The sequence below is a fragment of the Goodfellowiella coeruleoviolacea genome, from assembly GCF_024171785.1.
GTDB lineage: Bacteria > Actinomycetota > Actinomycetes > Mycobacteriales > Pseudonocardiaceae > Goodfellowiella > Goodfellowiella coeruleoviolacea.
The window spans coordinates 163,548-178,109 of the sequence record NZ_JAMTCK010000016.1 but is presented as its reverse complement, the minus strand read 5'-3'; the positions used below and the strand labels follow the sequence as shown (position 1 = coordinate 178,109).

16 protein-coding genes are annotated in these 14,562 nt (G+C 73.8%); 8 read left to right on the top strand and 8 right to left on the bottom strand.

All coding sequences use genetic code 11. The features are described from left to right. Position 1: 1 nt before the first annotated feature. The 4 genes from LX83_RS29955 to wrbA form a co-directional block, all read right to left on the bottom strand. Complete coding sequence (locus LX83_RS29955; RefSeq protein WP_253777389.1) at positions 2-991, bottom strand: MBL fold metallo-hydrolase; 990 nt, start codon at positions 989-991, stop codon at positions 2-4. A gap of 86 nt (positions 992-1,077) precedes the next feature. Next, the gene (locus LX83_RS29950) at positions 1,078-1,713 is read right to left on the bottom strand and encodes an alpha/beta hydrolase (protein ID WP_253777387.1); all 636 of its coding nucleotides are present in this window, start codon (positions 1,711-1,713) and stop codon (positions 1,078-1,080) included. Continuing rightward, positions 1,710-2,765: a ring-cleaving dioxygenase gene (locus LX83_RS29945; RefSeq protein WP_253777385.1), complete on the bottom strand. Its 1,056-nt coding sequence runs from the start codon at positions 2,763-2,765 to the stop codon at positions 1,710-1,712. Before LX83_RS29945 ends, LX83_RS29950 begins: the two co-directional genes overlap by 4 nt. Before the next feature lie 132 nt (positions 2,766-2,897). Then, positions 2,898-3,524 carry an NAD(P)H:quinone oxidoreductase gene (wrbA, locus tag LX83_RS29940; RefSeq protein WP_253777383.1) on the bottom strand — a complete coding sequence of 209 codons (627 nt, stop codon included), beginning with the start codon at positions 3,522-3,524 and terminating at the stop codon, positions 2,898-2,900. Between the two features lie 248 nt (positions 3,525-3,772). Between wrbA and LX83_RS29935 the strand changes: the two genes are divergently transcribed. After that, entirely contained in the window at positions 3,773-4,258 is a 486-nt protein-coding gene (locus LX83_RS29935; RefSeq protein ID WP_253777381.1) for a MarR family winged helix-turn-helix transcriptional regulator, read from the top strand. Positions 4,259-4,584: 326 nt separating this feature from the next. On the opposite strand, the gene LX83_RS29930 is transcribed toward LX83_RS29935, so the two are convergent. Beyond that, positions 4,585-5,076, bottom strand: a complete 492-nt coding sequence (locus LX83_RS29930; RefSeq protein WP_253777379.1) for a MarR family winged helix-turn-helix transcriptional regulator — start codon at positions 5,074-5,076, stop codon at positions 4,585-4,587. A gap of 148 nt (positions 5,077-5,224) precedes the next feature. Between LX83_RS29930 and LX83_RS29925 the strand changes: the two genes are divergently transcribed. Then, entirely contained in the window at positions 5,225-5,740 is a 516-nt protein-coding gene (locus LX83_RS29925) for a VOC family protein (protein ID WP_253777377.1), read from the top strand. Between the two features lie 264 nt (positions 5,741-6,004). After that, the gene (locus tag LX83_RS29920) at positions 6,005-7,006 is read left to right on the top strand and encodes a DUF6528 family protein (protein WP_253777375.1); all 1,002 of its coding nucleotides are present in this window, start codon (positions 6,005-6,007) and stop codon (positions 7,004-7,006) included. Between the two features lie 45 nt (positions 7,007-7,051). Here the strand turns inward: LX83_RS29920 and LX83_RS29915 are convergent, their stop codons facing one another. After that, on the bottom strand, positions 7,052-7,558 hold the full coding sequence (locus LX83_RS29915) for a GNAT family N-acetyltransferase (RefSeq protein ID WP_253777373.1): 507 nt from the start codon (positions 7,556-7,558) through the stop codon (positions 7,052-7,054). Positions 7,559-7,620: 62 nt separating this feature from the next. Next, the gene (locus LX83_RS29910; protein ID WP_253777372.1) at positions 7,621-8,514 is read right to left on the bottom strand and encodes a hypothetical protein; all 894 of its coding nucleotides are present in this window, start codon (positions 8,512-8,514) and stop codon (positions 7,621-7,623) included. Positions 8,515-8,750: 236 nt separating this feature from the next. Between LX83_RS29910 and LX83_RS29905 the strand changes: the two genes are divergently transcribed. Together LX83_RS29905 and LX83_RS29900 are read left to right on the top strand one after the other, a co-directional pair. Continuing rightward, complete coding sequence (locus LX83_RS29905) at positions 8,751-9,488, top strand: response regulator transcription factor (RefSeq protein WP_253777516.1); 738 nt, start codon at positions 8,751-8,753, stop codon at positions 9,486-9,488. Then, positions 9,466-11,058, top strand: a complete 1,593-nt coding sequence (locus LX83_RS29900) for a sensor histidine kinase (RefSeq protein WP_253777369.1) — start codon at positions 9,466-9,468, stop codon at positions 11,056-11,058. The genes LX83_RS29905 and LX83_RS29900 overlap by 23 nt, the downstream gene beginning before the upstream one ends. Here the strand turns inward: LX83_RS29900 and LX83_RS29895 are convergent. Continuing rightward, positions 11,039-11,422 carry a hypothetical protein gene (locus LX83_RS29895; protein ID WP_253777367.1) on the bottom strand — a complete coding sequence of 128 codons (384 nt, stop codon included), beginning with the start codon at positions 11,420-11,422 and terminating at the stop codon, positions 11,039-11,041. The genes LX83_RS29900 and LX83_RS29895 overlap by 20 nt on opposite strands. Positions 11,423-11,576: 154 nt before the next feature. On the opposite strand from LX83_RS29895, the gene LX83_RS29890 reads away from it, so the two are divergent. The 3 genes from LX83_RS29890 to LX83_RS29880 all read left to right on the top strand — a co-directional run bounded on the left by LX83_RS29890 (position 11,577) and on the right by LX83_RS29880 (position 14,545). Continuing rightward, a complete protein-coding gene (locus LX83_RS29890) occupies positions 11,577-12,383 on the top strand; it encodes an ESX secretion-associated protein EspG (protein ID WP_253777365.1) in 807 nt (268 codons plus the stop codon). A gap of 128 nt (positions 12,384-12,511) precedes the next feature. Further along, entirely contained in the window at positions 12,512-12,901 is a 390-nt protein-coding gene (locus tag LX83_RS29885) for a hypothetical protein (protein ID WP_253777363.1), read from the top strand. Between the two features lie 33 nt (positions 12,902-12,934). After that, positions 12,935-14,545, top strand: coding sequence for a hypothetical protein (locus LX83_RS29880; protein ID WP_253777362.1), 1,611 nt, complete (start codon positions 12,935-12,937; stop codon positions 14,543-14,545). The last annotated feature ends 17 nt before the right edge of the window (positions 14,546-14,562 follow it).

Here is a 14,562-nt window from a genome sequence, read left to right as displayed (position 1 = left end):
GTCAGGCCAGGCAGGGCAGGGGGCCGCCGTTGTTGGCCAGTGCGGCGGCCAACAGCGCGGCCACGTCGACCGGCTCGCCGCGCAGTTCCGCCATGGCCACGGTGAGGTTGATGAGGTTGCGCTCGTCGCGGTCGCCCCAGTCGGCGTACGGGCCGGACGCCAGGTCGGCGGCGGCGTCCACGGCGGAGCGGCCCCGGGCCAGGGCGTCCTCGGCGACCCGCAGCACCAGGCCGAGGTAGCCGGCCATGGCGTCGATGGCGGTGTTGGGCGTGTGGGAGACCGGTCCGTGGCCGGGCACCACCACGGCGGCGGCAAAGCCGCGCAGCCATTCCAGCGCCTCCAGCCAGCCCCGCACCGACCCGCTCAGCGCCAGCGGGATGACACCGGCGAACACCAGGTCACCGGTGTAGAGCACGCCGTCGTCGGGAACCCAGCCGACCACGTCGCCCCGGGTGTGGGCGGTGGCGCCGAAGGCCCGCGCCAGCACCCGGCCGACCGTGCTGCCGGCCGGCTCGACCACGTCGGTGGCCAGGCGCAGTTGCTGATCGCCCCAGTCGGGCTGCTGGAACACGCCCTGGTAGTGCTGGATTCCGGTGGCCTGGGCCTCGGCCACGGCCGGAGCCGACGCCCAGATCGGCAGTCCGGCCGGCAGCAGGTGGTTGCCGTAGGTGTGGTCGCCGTGGTGGTGGGTGGACACCGCGGCGCGCAGCGGCCCGACCAGCCCGGTGGCGGTGTCGAGCAGGGCACGGGTGCGCCGGTTGGTGGCGCAGGTGTCGATGAGCACCGCGCCGCCGTCACCGGGGCTGTCCCCCGCGACGAAGCCGGCGTTGTTGATGAACCAGGTGCCCGGCTGCTGGACGTAGGCCCAGCTGTGGTCGCCGACCTGTTCGGCCCGGCCTGGCGGGGTGGTTGCCGCCGCGGCCGCCGCTGGGCTCGCGGTCGGGGTCTTGGTCCTCGGCGTGGTTCCGGTCGACTCCGCCGACTCGTTCACGGTGTCCCCTCGGGTTGCTCGGCTGCGCTCACCAGTCGCCATGGTCCCAGTTCCGCGGCGGCGCCGAGGTCGCCCGCCGGCACGGGTCAGGTGTCGGGTGCGGTGAGCCAGGACGTGGCGGCGTCCAGGCCGGCGCGGGTGATCTGGTGGCCACCCGGGTGGCGGTGCGCGGTGACCTGCGCGGACCGCTCGGTCAGTGCTCGCACCAGCTGTTCGGTGGACGCCAGCGGCGCCATCGGGTCGTGCTCGCCGTTGGCCAGGAACACCCGGGTGGCGCTCAGGTCGGTGTCGGGTGGTTCGGGCAGCGGCATCATCGCGGAGAACAGCACGGCTTCGCGCAGCGCGTCCGGGCGCAGCAGGGTGACCGCCGCGGCGATGTTGGCGCCGTTGGAGAAGCCCACCGCGACCAGCCGGCGGCCGGCGAGGCCGTGGTGCTCGGTGGCGGCGAGCACGAAGTCGGCGAGCTGGTGGGCTCGGGCGATGACGTCGTCGGTGTCGAACACGCCCTCGGCCAGCCGGCGGAACCAGCGGGCCGCGCCGTGTTCGGACACCGGCCCGGCCGGGGCCAGCACAGCCGAGGTGGGGCTGAGCTGGCTGGCCAGGCCGAGCAGGTCGGTCGGGCTGCCGCCGGTGCCGTGCAGGAGCAGCAGCACGGGCGCGTCCGGCGCACCTGGTTGGAAGTGGTGCGGCAGCGACAGCGCGGCGGGCGGGGTGCCGGTCATGCCGACCGCGCTTCCGTCGCCGCTGATCCCGACACCTGTGCCGCCGAGGTCTGTGTCGCCGCGGCCGGCTGGTGCGACCGCCGCTGTTCGGCGAACTCGGGGTTGTTCTCGTCGGGCAGGTCCAGGGCCGGCAGCATGGCCTGGATCTGCTCCCGGTCGGGCTCCAGCCACGGCGGCAGCTTCAGCGCCCGGCCCAGTTCGAGCAGCGGCTCGTCAATGGCGAAGCCGGGCTCGTCCGTGGCCACCTCCAGCAGGGTGCCACCGGGTTCGCGGAAGTAGATGGACCGGAAGTACTGGCGGTCCAGGATCGAGGTGACGGACACGCCCCGGTCCGTCAGCTCCTCCCGCCACTGGGCCTGGGTGGCCTCGTCGGGCGCGCGCCAGGCCACGTGGTGCACGGTGCCCGCGGCGACCAGGCCGCGCGGCGCGTCCGGGGTGACCAGCACGTCGACCAGCGCGCCCGGCCCGCCCGCGCCGGCCTCGAACCGGAACCGGTTGCCCTGCTGGTCGACGAAGCGCAGGCCGAGGCCGTCGACCAGCATGCCGGCGGTGGCCTCCTCCTGGGTCACCGACAGGGTGACCGAGTGCAGCCCGCGGATTCCGTGCTCGACCGGGATCACGCCGTTGTCCCAGGGCTCGCGCGGGTCGTCCTGCTCGTGGCTGACCAGCGACAGCACCAGGCCGTCCGGGTCGTGGAAGGTCAGCGCGTCCTCGTGGGCGCGGCTGCTGATCCGGCTCACCTCGACGCCGAGCCGCTCCAGGTGCTGCTTCCACCAGCCGATGGAGGCGGCGGGCACGGAGAACGAGGTGGTGGTGGCCTGGCCGGTGCCGTGGCGGCCGCGGGGCGCGCCACGCCACGGGAAGAAGGTCATCAGCGTGCCGGGCCGGCCGGCCTCGTCGCCGTAGTACAGGTGGTAGGTGCCGGGGTCGTCGAAGTTCACCGTCGTCTTCACCAGCCGCAGGCCGAGGGCCCGCAGGTAGAAGTCGACGTTGCGCTGGGGGTCGCCGCCGATCGCGGTGACGTGGTGCAGTCCGCTTGTCTGGATGGACATCGGGTCCTCCTGCCGAGCACGTGTCCGAAGACGTTGATCAGTGGGGTGTGGCTGGCGAGGTGTTCGGGCCGGCGGGTGTGCGTGCCCGGCCGGCTCGAACAGCGACACCGCGATCGGAACGGAAACCCCCGGTCAGCCGGCCTGTCCGGCCTGGCCCGCCTTGAGCGCGCCGGCGACCCGGACCACGCGGGCGGCCTGCACGGCGGCCGCGGTGCGGGTGACCTCGTCGACCGGGGTCTGGCCCTGGGAGTCGACGTGGCTGGTGCCGTAGGGGTTGCCGTCGACGAACTTGGAGCCGTGGGTGTAGCCCGGGCTGACGATGATGCCGCCGAAGTGGTGGATCGTCTGGTACAGCGCGAGCAGGGTGGACTCCTGGCCGCCGTGCAGGGTGGCGCTGGAGGTGAAGCCGCTGTAGACCTTGTCGGCCAGCAGGCCCTGCTGCCACTGCGGGCCCAGGGTGTCGATGAACTGCTTGAGCTGGGCGGCGATGTTGCCGTAGCGGGTCGGCGAACCGAAGATCACCGCGTCGGCCCACACCACGTCGTCCGCGGTGGCCACGGGGATGTCCGCGGTGGCCGTCACGTTGGCGCGCCAGGCCGGGTTGGAGTCGATGGCGGCGTCGGGCGCGAGTTCGGCGACGCGGCGCACCCGCACCTCGGCCCCGGCCTTCTCGGCCTCGGCCGCGAGGGTCCTGGCGAGTTCGGTGTTGGTGCCGGTCGACGAGTAGTAGATGACGCTGACCTTGACGGGGGAACTCATGGGCTCTGCTCCTATCCGGTGGTGACGGTCGCCGACGCTACCTCGGAAACATCTTCCTCGCAAGATATATTCCAGGAAGATTCTGCATGGATAGACTGTGGTGCTGGGTCGGGTGTGCATGGCGGCGCGGGAACGGGGCGGCCGGCCACGCCAGGATCTGCGCCCGAGAGGATCTGGTCGCGAGCCAGATCCAGACCAGACCAGACAGCCAGCAGGACAGGGACGGCCAGATGAACGCCGGAGGTGCCATGCACAACGCAGACAACGAGAGGCCGGACCCCCACACCGACGACGACGAGATCGTCACGTGGTGGGGCCTGGTGATCGAGGGCTACCTGGCGACCCAGGATCGCCTGATGGGCGAGATCGCCGACAAGTTCGGCCTGCCGCCCGCGCAGTTCGACATCCTGCTCCGGCTGGTCCGCTCCCCGGAACACCGCATGCCCATGACCCGCCTGGCCAAGGAGGCCGCGCTGACCAGCGGCGGGTTCACCAAGGTCGCCGACCGCATGGTGGCCGCCGACCTGATCCGGCGCCAGCCGTGTGACACGGACCGGCGGGTCACCTACGCCACCCTCACCGACCACGGCCGGGACGTGGCCAACCGGGCCAGACGCGTGTGCGCCGACACCCTGCGCCGCACAGTGCTCACCCCGCTCGGCACCGAGGCGGCGTTCGCCCTGGCCAACGCCATGCGCACGCTGCGCGCGGTGAACGGCGACCGGCCGGCGTGACGCCTGGCGGCCCGGCCCTTGCCGCTGGCGGGCGACCTGACCGACGGCGTGCTCAACGGCCTGGTGGTGGCGCCGCGGCAGGACGGCGGTCGGGCGTCGGCGAGGTGGCCGGTGCCCGGAGCGGGTGTGCCGGTGCCCGGAGCGGGCCGGTCGACGGCCGGAGCGGGTTTTCCGGCTCCAGGGCAGGCCCCCACCCTCCCGGGGGGGCGGCCCCAGGCCCAGCCTACCGACGCACCCCCGCGCCGCCGCCGGTTTCGGGTCGACCTGTGGACAACCGGCCGGGCTGTGGACAACTCACGACACGATCGGGTGATTCGTGCCCGAGGTCAGTCGCGGCGTGGTACCCGGGCCGGGCCGTGGTCGGCTTCCAGTTTGGTCAGCACGGCCTCGCAGATGTTCCGCAGCTGATCCACCTGCTCCTCGCTGAGCTGGTCGAACAGGTTGGCACGGACGGCCTCGACGTGGCCGGGGGCGGTCTGGCGCAGCACCTCGTAGCCGGCCTCGGTCAGCTGCGCGTGGACCACCCGCCGGTCTGTTGCCCCCTTTTCGCGCCGCACCCAGCCCGCCTGCTCCAGCCGGTTGATCGCGTGGGTCAGCCGGCTCTGCGAGGCGCGGTCCTGCTCGGCCAACTCGCTCATGCGCAGGGTGTGGTTCGGCGCGGCGGACAGGATGGCCAGGATCCGGTAGTAGGCGTGTGACATGCCGGCATCCCGTTGCAGTTGCCGGTCCAGCGCCTCGTCGAGCAGCCGCTCCATGGCGAGGAACGCCAGCCAGGCGCGCTGTTCCCGCTCGGTGAGCCACCGGGTCTGCTCGGCCATGTCCCCAGCATAACGCCGTACTTGAATCCTCAACCTTTCCGACTTAGCATCGATTTGACACTTCTATTGAACTTTCAACCTCTGGCACGGCCCCCGAACGCAGCGCTGGGACCTCCAGAGCGCGACCACCACTCCAGGGAGACCGGCCATGCCGATCCAGCGCCTCAACCACGCCGTGCTCTACGTCCGCGACGTCACCCGCAGCGCCGCCTTCTACCAGGACCTGCTCGGTTTCCGCACCGTCATGGAGATCCCCGGACGCGCGGTGTTCCTCCAGGCCGAGGGGTCCACCAACGACCACGACCTGGGCCTGTTCGCCATCGGGCCGGACGCGGGCGACACCACCGCCGGCCGCACCTCGGTCGGGCTCTACCACCTGGCCTGGGAGGTCGACACCCTGGCCGAGCTGCGGCGGATCGCACAGCGGCTGTCCGACGCCGGTGCCCTGGTCGGCGCCTCCGACCACGGCACCACCAAGGCGCTCTACGCCCACGACCCGGACGGCCTGGAGTTCGAGGTGTCCTGGCTGGTTCCCGCCGATCTGCTGACCGAGGAGAGCAAGGGCGAGGTCGCGGTCCGCCCGCTGGACCTGGCCGCCGAGATCGACCGCTACGGGGCGGACACCCAGGGCGGGATCGGTGTGTCCGTTCCGGTGGCGCCCTGAACAGGTGCAGAACTGAACAGGTGGCAGAACTGAGCGGGTGGCAGAACCGAGCGGGTGAAAGAGCCGAGCAGGTGGCGGAGCCTGGGCAGGTGGCGGAGCCTGGGCAGGTGAAAGAGCCGGCAGGAGCACCGGAACCAGTCGGACTGGCCGGCCGAGCCAGCGGGCAGGCGGTTCACCTGCCGGCCCACCCGATGTTGTTGACAGGCAACCAGGTGGCCAGCCTCACTGGTGATTCTTTGGCTTCACGCGATGTCAGGAGTCACCATGAAGCACAGGTTTCTCGTCAGACTGGGCCTGCTCGCCGCCGGGGTCATGGCCCTGGCCAGCCCGGTCGCCGGCGCGAGCCCGGCCGAGCGGCAACCGGTTTCGGCCAGCCACGCCTCGTTCAGCTGGGTCGTCGGAACCGACCAGAGCAACGGCGGCCGGATCGCCGTGTTCGACCAGCGCGTCGCTGACTGGTCGGCCGACGACAGCGCGCTGCGGTGGTCCTGGCGGCCCAGCGCGGCCAACGGGTTCGCCGACGCCCAGCCGGGCTGGAGCAACCCGAGCGAGGCGCGGCTGCGCACCGACCGCGCCGGCCGGCCGGTGCTGCTGACCGCCGCGTCCGGCGGCCTGCTGGCCATGGTCGACTACCCCTCGGGGCGCAAGCGCTGGGCGGTCAACGCGGGCGGACCGGCCAACCCGCACGCCGTCGAACTGCTGCCCAACGGCAACGTCGCGGCCGCGGCCAGCACCGGCGGCTGGGTCCGGGTGTACACGGCGTCGCAGGGTCCTGACTCGGCCAACTACGTGGAGTTTCCCCTCAAGACGGCGCACGGGGTGCTGTGGGACCCGCTGGGCGGTCTGTTGTGGACGATCGGCCACGACCACCTGGTGGCGCTGCGGGTCGGCGGCACGGCGGCCGCCCCCACCCTCACCGAGGTGCGCCGCGTGGCCCTGCCCAGCGCGGACGGGCACGACCTGCAGCCGGTGTACGGCGACCCGAACCGGCTGTGGATCACCACCGGCTCGGGCGTGTACCAGTACCGCAAGCTGAGCAACTCGTTCAGCACCGGGTTCCGCGGTGCCGACCGGATCAACCGGCCGGCGGTCAAGGCGGTCGGCAACAACCCGGTGACCGGCCAGGTCCTGGAGACCACGCCCAAGCAGGGCTGCCGCACCACCTGGTGCACGGACACCGTGGACCTGTTCCAGCCGGCGGGTCAGCGGACCCGGACCGGCGCGGAGTTCTACAAGGCCCGGTGGTGGACACCCCGCTACCAGTGAGCGACCGGCGCCCGGGGCGGGCCAACCGCCTCGGGCGCCCACCGGTCAGCCGGTGCCCAGGCGCTTCTCAAACCAGTGCTCGGCGTACGGGCGCTCGGCGTAGGGCGGTACCTCGGCGTAGCCGTGCTTGGCGTAGAGCTTCCTGGCTTCCACCAGGTTGTTCCTGGTTTCCAGGCGCAGGGTGGTGATGCCCAGCCCGGCCGCCTCGGCCTCCAGCGCGACCAGCAACCGGGAGGCGGCGCCCCGGCCCCGGAACGGCCTGCGCACGAACATCCGGGTGATCTCGGCGATCTCGGGGGTGTGGATCCGCAGGCCCACGCAACCGGCCAGGTCGTCCCGGTGGTGGGCGACCAGGAACAGCCCACGGGGTGGCACGAGGTCGTGGTTGGGGCTCTCGGCGATGGCCTCGTCGATCTCGGCCTCGGTGGGCTGCCGGCCGTAGTAGCGGCTGGACAGCTCCTCGAAGTACTCGCGCAGCAGGCCAGCCGCTTCCGCACGGCCCACCGGGACTCGGGTCACGGCCCAGTCAGCGTCGGTCGGAAGGGTCGTCACGGACCCGATTCTCACTCCCGTGTCCAGCGAGATCCGTCCGCTTCGCCCGGGCCGGCCGGTCGTCAGCTGGTCACGGTGCCGTTCGCGCCGGTGCTGCCGCTGGTGGCGCCGCCGTTGTCAGTGCCGTTGTCGGAGCCGTTGTCGGAGCCGTTGTCGGAGCCGGGCGGCACGCCCTGCTGACCCTGCTGCTGGCCCTGCTGTCCACCCTGTTGGCCTGGCTGGCCCTGTTGGCCTGGCTGGCCCGGCTGGCCCTGTTGCTGGTTGGCCTGCTGCTCGCTGGTGTCCACGATGCTGGTGGCGGTCGCGGTGCCGCCGGAGACCGTGGCGGTGATCGTCACGGTGTCACCGGTGGCGATGTCGCTGATGGTGCCGCCGTTGCCGACGGTGGTGTCGGAGGTGACGGTGTAGCTCGCGGCGTAGTCGTCGTCGCTGGTCACGCTGATCGAGTCGGCGCTGACCGCGGTGACCTCGCCGGTCTGCAGCCGCATCGTGGTGGTGCCGCCGTTGCCGTCGGAGGTCACGAACTCGCCGTGCAGGGCGTTGGCCAACCCACTGCCGGCGCCCGGCTGGCCCGCCATCCCCTGCTGCCCGTTCATCGGTCCCATCTGCATCATGCCGCCCGGTCCGGCGTTGGTGCTGGTCCCGGAGCTGCCGGTGGCCGCGTAGATGACGCCGCCGCCGGCCAGGGCGATGCCGAGGGCGATGGCCGCGGCCACCGCGGTCCTGCGGCCGGTCCACCGGGGCTGCTCGCCCGCCGGCCCGGCCGGATCACCCCAGCTCGGCGCCTGGCCCGGTCCCTGCCCCGGGGCCGAGGGCTGGCCCAGTGGAGCGGCCTGGCCCAGCGCGGGGGTCTGCGCGGTGGGCTGGTCGGACGGCAGGGCGGACTGCGCTGACTGCGGGACCGGGGACTGGGCCTGGCCGTGGGGGAAGGCGGCGTCGTGCGGGTTCGTGGTCATCGAGGTCCTCCCGTGTGCCTGCGGCCACTGCTCGGCCGCCTGGTGCTCCCGAGCTTGGGCGCGCCGGCTGTGTGCCAGCTGTGCGGCGAGTGGGTGGCGGCTGTGTTTTCCCCGGGCCACCGGGCCGGTCCGGTCCCCGGACACGCCGCCGACCAGGCAGAACCATCCACAGCTGGGACACAGGAACCTCCCAGGCTCGGCACAAGCGGTGCGCTGAGAATGTCGCCATGCCCGCGATGAACACCCCGCCCCGTGCCGCCGCCCGGACCACCGGCGCGTCCGACGAGCAGCAGGTCCGCGTGCTCGTGGTCGACGACGAGCCCACCCTGGCCGAACTGGTGTCGATGGCGCTGCGCTACGAGGGCTGGGACGTGCGCAGCGCGGGTGACGGGCTGAGCGCGGTGCGGACCGCCCGGGAGTACCGGCCGGACGCGGTGGTGCTCGACGTGATGCTGCCCGACCTGGACGGCCTGGCCGTGCTGGAGCGGCTGCGCGCCGAGGACCCGCACCTACCGGTGCTGTTCCTGACCGCCAAGGACGCCCTGGAGGACCGGCTGGCCGGGCTCACCGCGGGTGGCGACGACTACGTGACCAAGCCGTTCAGCCTGGAGGAGGTGGTGCTGCGGCTGCGGGCGCTGCTGCGCAGGGCCCGGCTCACCCCGACCACCCAGGGCACCGAGCTGGTGGTCGGTGACCTGGTGCTGGACGAGGACACGCACGAGGTGGCGCGCGGCGGCGAGCCGATCCGGTTGACCGCCACCGAGTTCGAGCTGCTGCGCTACCTCATGCGCAACCCCAGGCGGGTGCTGAGCAAGGCGCAGATCCTGGACCGGGTGTGGAGCTACGACTTCGGCGGCCAGGCCAACATCGTCGAGCTGTACATCTCCTACCTGCGCAAGAAGATCGACGCCGGCCGGGAGCCGATGATCCACACCATGCGGGGTGCTGGCTATGTCCTCAAGCCGGCGACCTGAACCGGGAAGCCGGCGACCTGAACCGGGGCTGGGCCCGCGCCGCCGGTGGCGGCCGGCCGACTGGACCCCGCGCCGCCGGTGGCGGCTGGCCGACTGGACCCTGCGCCGCCGGCTGCTGGCCCAGACCGTGCTGCTGCTGGCGGTGTTGATCCTGGTGGTGGGGGTGGTCTCGGAACTGCTGCTGCGGGAGTTCCTCATCGACCGGTTCGACGCCCAGCTGCTGGCCGCCAACGACCGCTCGTCGATCGCGCAGAACGAGCCGCCGCCGCACGCCGAGAACGGGCCCGGTCCCGTGTTCCTCCAGGCCCGCGGCCAGGGCGTGGGCACGCTGGGCGCCGAGGTGGTCAACGGCAGGGCGACCGCGGCGGCGATCATCGGCACCTCCGGCCAGCCCGAGCTGATCCCCACCGCCGAGGCCGCGGCGCTGGCCGCGGTGCCGGTGGACGGCAGGGTGCACAACGTGGACGTGGGCGACCAGGCCTACCGGGTGATCGCCACGGCCACCCCGCGCGGGACGAACATCACCGGGCTGCCGCTGAGCCAGGTGGACGACATCCTGTGGCAGCTGGGCGTGATCCTGGCGGTGGTGGCGCTGGTCGGGCTGGTCGCGGCGGGGGTGGCCGGGGCCGCGCTGGTGGGCGCGGCGCTGCGCCCGCTGCGCCGGGTGGCGGCCACCGCCTCACGCGTGGCCGAACTGCCGCTGGCCAGGGGCGAGGTGGCGCTGGCCGAGCGGGTGCCGGACGTGGACACCAACCCGCACACCGAGGTCGGCCAGGTGGGCGCGGCGCTGAACCGGATGCTGGGCCACATCGCGGGCGCGCTGGCCGCGCGGCACGAGAGCGAGACGCGGGTGCGCCGGTTCGTCGCCGACGCCAGCCACGAGCTGCGCACTCCGCTGGCCGCGATCCGCGGCTACGCCGAGCTGACCCGCCGGGGCCGCGACGACCTGCCCGACGATGTCGCCTTCGCGATGGGCCGGGTGGAGTCGGAGTCCAAGCGGATGACCGCGCTCGTGGAGGACCTGCTGCTGCTGGCACGGCTGGACGCGGGCCGGCAGGTGGTGCACGAGCCGGTGGACCTGGCCCGGCTGCTCGCCGACGCCGTGGCCGACGCGCACGCGGCCGGACCGGACCACCGGTGGCTGCTGCGGCTGCCGGACGAGCCGCTGACCGCCCTGGGCGACCCCAACCAGCTGCACCAGGTGGTGGCCAACCTGCTGACCAACGCGCGCACGCACACCCCGGCCGGCACCACGGTGACCGCGGCGCTGGCCGCGCACGGCCCGCACGCCGCCGAGGTGACCGTGACCGACGACGGCCCCGGCATCCCGCCGCGGCTGCTGCCGGAGGTGTTCGAGCGGTTCGCCCGGGGCGACAGCTCCCGGTCCCGGGCGGCCGGCAGCACCGGGCTGGGCCTGTCCATCGTGGCCGCGGTGGTGGCCGCGCACCACGGCACCGTGCAGGTGCGCAGCCGGCCGGGCCAGACCGTGTTCACCGTGGTGCTGCCGCTGCACCCGGGCGAGCCCGGGGCGCCGCGGCCGGGCGGGGGTCTCACCCGGGGCCGCGGTTGACCCGCTCGTTGAACCGTTCGAGGTAGTGGCTGGCGCCCTGCTGGTGCGCGTCCTTGGCGGCCATGTCGTCGCGGGCGATCGCGTGCGCGGTCTCCGCCTGCAGGTTGATGGCCATCAACAGGTCCAGCAGCTGTTCCCTGGCGTCCTGGTTGGGCTGCTGGGGCAGGGTCTCGCCGAGCCGTTGGGCCAGGTTGTCCAGCCGCCGGCCGCAGTCGCGGAACAGGTCGCGGAACTCCGCGGTGAACGCGCGGGCCCGGTGCAGGTAGTCGGACATGGCGTGCCGCTGGTCCGGTGGCATCGCCTCGAACGCGGCGCGCTGCTCGGCGGTCAACCCGAACTCGTCGTCGGGGTCCTGGTCACCCATGGTCGCCAGTGTGGCCCGTTGCGCCGGTCGGCGGCGAGAAATCGAGATTATGTTCCCCGACCGGGCACCAACGACGCTCCGCGAGCGTCTGAGGACTGACGGTGGTTGTCGGTTCGGCGCGCGGCTGGGGGCTGCGCTGAGGAGGAGAAGCGCCGTGCCTGATGTCTTCGAGTGCTCGTTGGCCGCGCTGGACGTGCTGGGCGCCGCGCTGGGCCTGGCCGTGCGGCGGTTCCCGTTCAGCTTCCCCCACCACGGCCAGACCGTGGCCGAGCGGGCGCGGCTGGTCCAGGCGGTGCACCAGGACCTGGCCGGCCGCGGCCTGATCCACGGCGCGGAGTTCGCGCCCGAGGTGCCCAGGGCGCTGCGCGTGTTCGCCCAGGGCCCGGTGGCCGTGGCCATGCTCGGCACCACCGGTCAGCTGCGGCACTGCGCGCTGGCCTCGGCCACCGAGCGCACCGGGGTGCTGGCGGTGCAGCGCGGCCAGTCGGTGCGGTTCGAGCTGCTCGACCCGCACGCGCTGGTGCGCGCCCTGGTGGGTCTGCTGCCGCCGCTGCACCCGGGACCGGGCGGCCCGGTGACGGTCACCGCCGAGGCCGGTGCGGCCGGGCGGGGGGCCGGGGCCGACGAGGACTTCAGCGAGTTCAGCTTCACCTCGTCGCGCCGGTCGCCCTGGGGGGCCTCGGCCGTGCAGCGGGCCGAGGCCGAGCGGCTCCTGCGGCGTCCCCGGCTGGGTGGCGGCTACTTCGTGGTGACCGCCGGCCGGGACCAGCCGGGCGGTTCGGCGCGGGCCGCGGCCGGCGCCGCCCAGCCGATCACGCTGACCTGGCTGGACACCGACCTTGGCCGGTACGCGGTGGTGCCGGAGACCGGCCGGGACGGGCAGCCGCGGGTCACGTACTCGCCCGCCGACGTCGGCCGGTTGGCGCAGCGGCTGACCGACGCGGTGGCTGCGGTGCGCTGACCCGACAGCACCAAGGTGCGACAGGCCCCCACCACCGGGGCCGTCCGCCTGTCAGTGTCATCACTCAACGTCTATCACTCAACGACTATCACTCATCGTCACCACTGGTCCGGGGAGGGTGATCAGGGATGTCAGCGGAGCTGGCGGCCGGTCTCGGCGGGGTCGGCCGGGCGGTTGGCGGGCTGAAGGCCGCCGCGGCCAAGGGGTTCACCGTGAGCGAGGCCGGTGGGCAGGCGCTCATCAAGGCCATCGACAACCTGCGGGGCAAGCTGGACGAGCTGTCCGGCCGGGCCGCCGAGCTGGGGCAGGAGCCCGCACTGGGGCAGACCCCGGCGGCGCGGGTCTACCGGCCGTTCCTGGCGACCGTGGCGACCGACCCGGACGACGGGCTGGTGGCCGCGCTGCGGCAGCTGAGCCAGGACCTGCAGGACGCGCGGGACGCGATCACCGCGTCCATGGCCTCCTACCAGCAGACCGACCAGGACGGCGGGCGCGGGCTGCGCGGCCTCGCCGGCTAGGCGCGGGACGACACGGGCGATATCCGGGAGGGGATGCGGACGATGACGGGCGGGCAGTACGACGAGGTGCTCGACGGGCGGCGGACCAACGCCGACGCCCGGCACAACTGGGGTGACACGTTCACCGGCCTGGGCCCGCCACTGGCGGGCGCGCTCACCGACGTCGCGTCCGGGGCGGAGACCTTCGTCCGGCTGGACGCGCAGGCCGAGCAGCTCAAGCAGCAGGGGGTGCCGACCAGGTCGGCTCCGGCCGCGCCGGACGCCTACTACCTGGGGCTGTCCCACCAGGAGCTGTACGACATGGTCAACAACGGCACGGACCCGGGTGCGGTGGGCGCGGCCGGGGACACCTGGATCCAGATCGGCAACGACCTGTCCACCTTTGAGGAGGAGATCGCCAGGGCGGTCAACAGCAGCGAGACCGAGTGGACCGGCGAGGCGGCCGACGCGGCCCGGGCCGCCGTGGTGGACCTGGGCAACCAGGCCGGCAGGTCCGGGATGGCGGCCCAGCTGGCCGGCACCACCTGGGCGCAGCAGGCCCAGGCGGTGAGCGCGGTGCGCGCCACCGTGCCACCGCCGCCGGCGCAGCCGTTCGACGCGGGCGCGGCCAACGCGCGGTTGCAGTCCATCACCGACCCGATCGCCTTCGCCCAGCAGGCCGCCGCCGACTTCGCCGCGCAGGTCCAGCAGCAGGCGGCGCACGCGGCGGCCGCGCTGGCGGTGCAGGTCTACGACCAGACCGTGACGCACACGGCCGAGGCGCAGCCCTCGTTCGCGGTCTCGGCGAACTCGATCCGCAACGACCCGATCGCCCCTCCCGACCGCCCGCAGCCGCCCCCGGACTCCGGCCCCCATCCCGGGCCGCCGCCCATCAAGGGCATCGACGACGACCCGGGCTCGCCCGGTTCACCCGGTCAGCCCGGTGGTCCCGGTCGGCCCGGGCAACCGCCCAGCCTGCCCGGCGGACCGGGCCAGCCACCCGGCACCGGCGGCTCGGACACCAGCACCAACCCGACCGGGGTCACGCCACCACCGACCCTGCCCGGCACCGGGCAGCCGGGTCAGGGCGGGTACGGCGGTGGCACGGGCGGCGGCTCGACCGCGCCGAGCGGGGTGGGCACCGGCCCCGGCGGTGGTGCCGGCCTGCTGCCCGGTGGCGGCCAGTACGGCGGGTCCGGTGGTGACCTGGTGGGTGGCGGCCGGACCGGCGCTCCCGGCGCTGGTGGCCTGACCGGTGGGTTGACCGGCGGGCTCGCCGGTGGCATCGGCGGTGTTGGCGTTGGCGGCGGCACGGCCGGCGGCACCGGCCGGGGCGTCGGCGGCACCGGGCTGGGCAGCAGGCCCGGCATCGGCGGTGGGCCGGACGCGCGCGCGGGCGGGCGCGCCGGCGTGGGCGCGGACGCTGTCGGCGGCCGGGGTGGCACCGCGGCGGGTCGCGGCGGCGGTCCGGCCGGGTCCGGCCGGGGTGGTGGCCAGCTCGGCGCCGGCATGCTGGGCGGGGGCGCGCGGGGTGGTCGGGGTGAGGCGGACGGCGAGCACAAGGCCGCCTCCTACCTGGTCGAACCCGATCCGGACGAGGTGTTCGGCAACAACGAGGTGAGCGCGCCACCGGTGATCGGCGACTGGCAGGCGGACCGCGGCTGAGCCGCCGGCGACCGGAG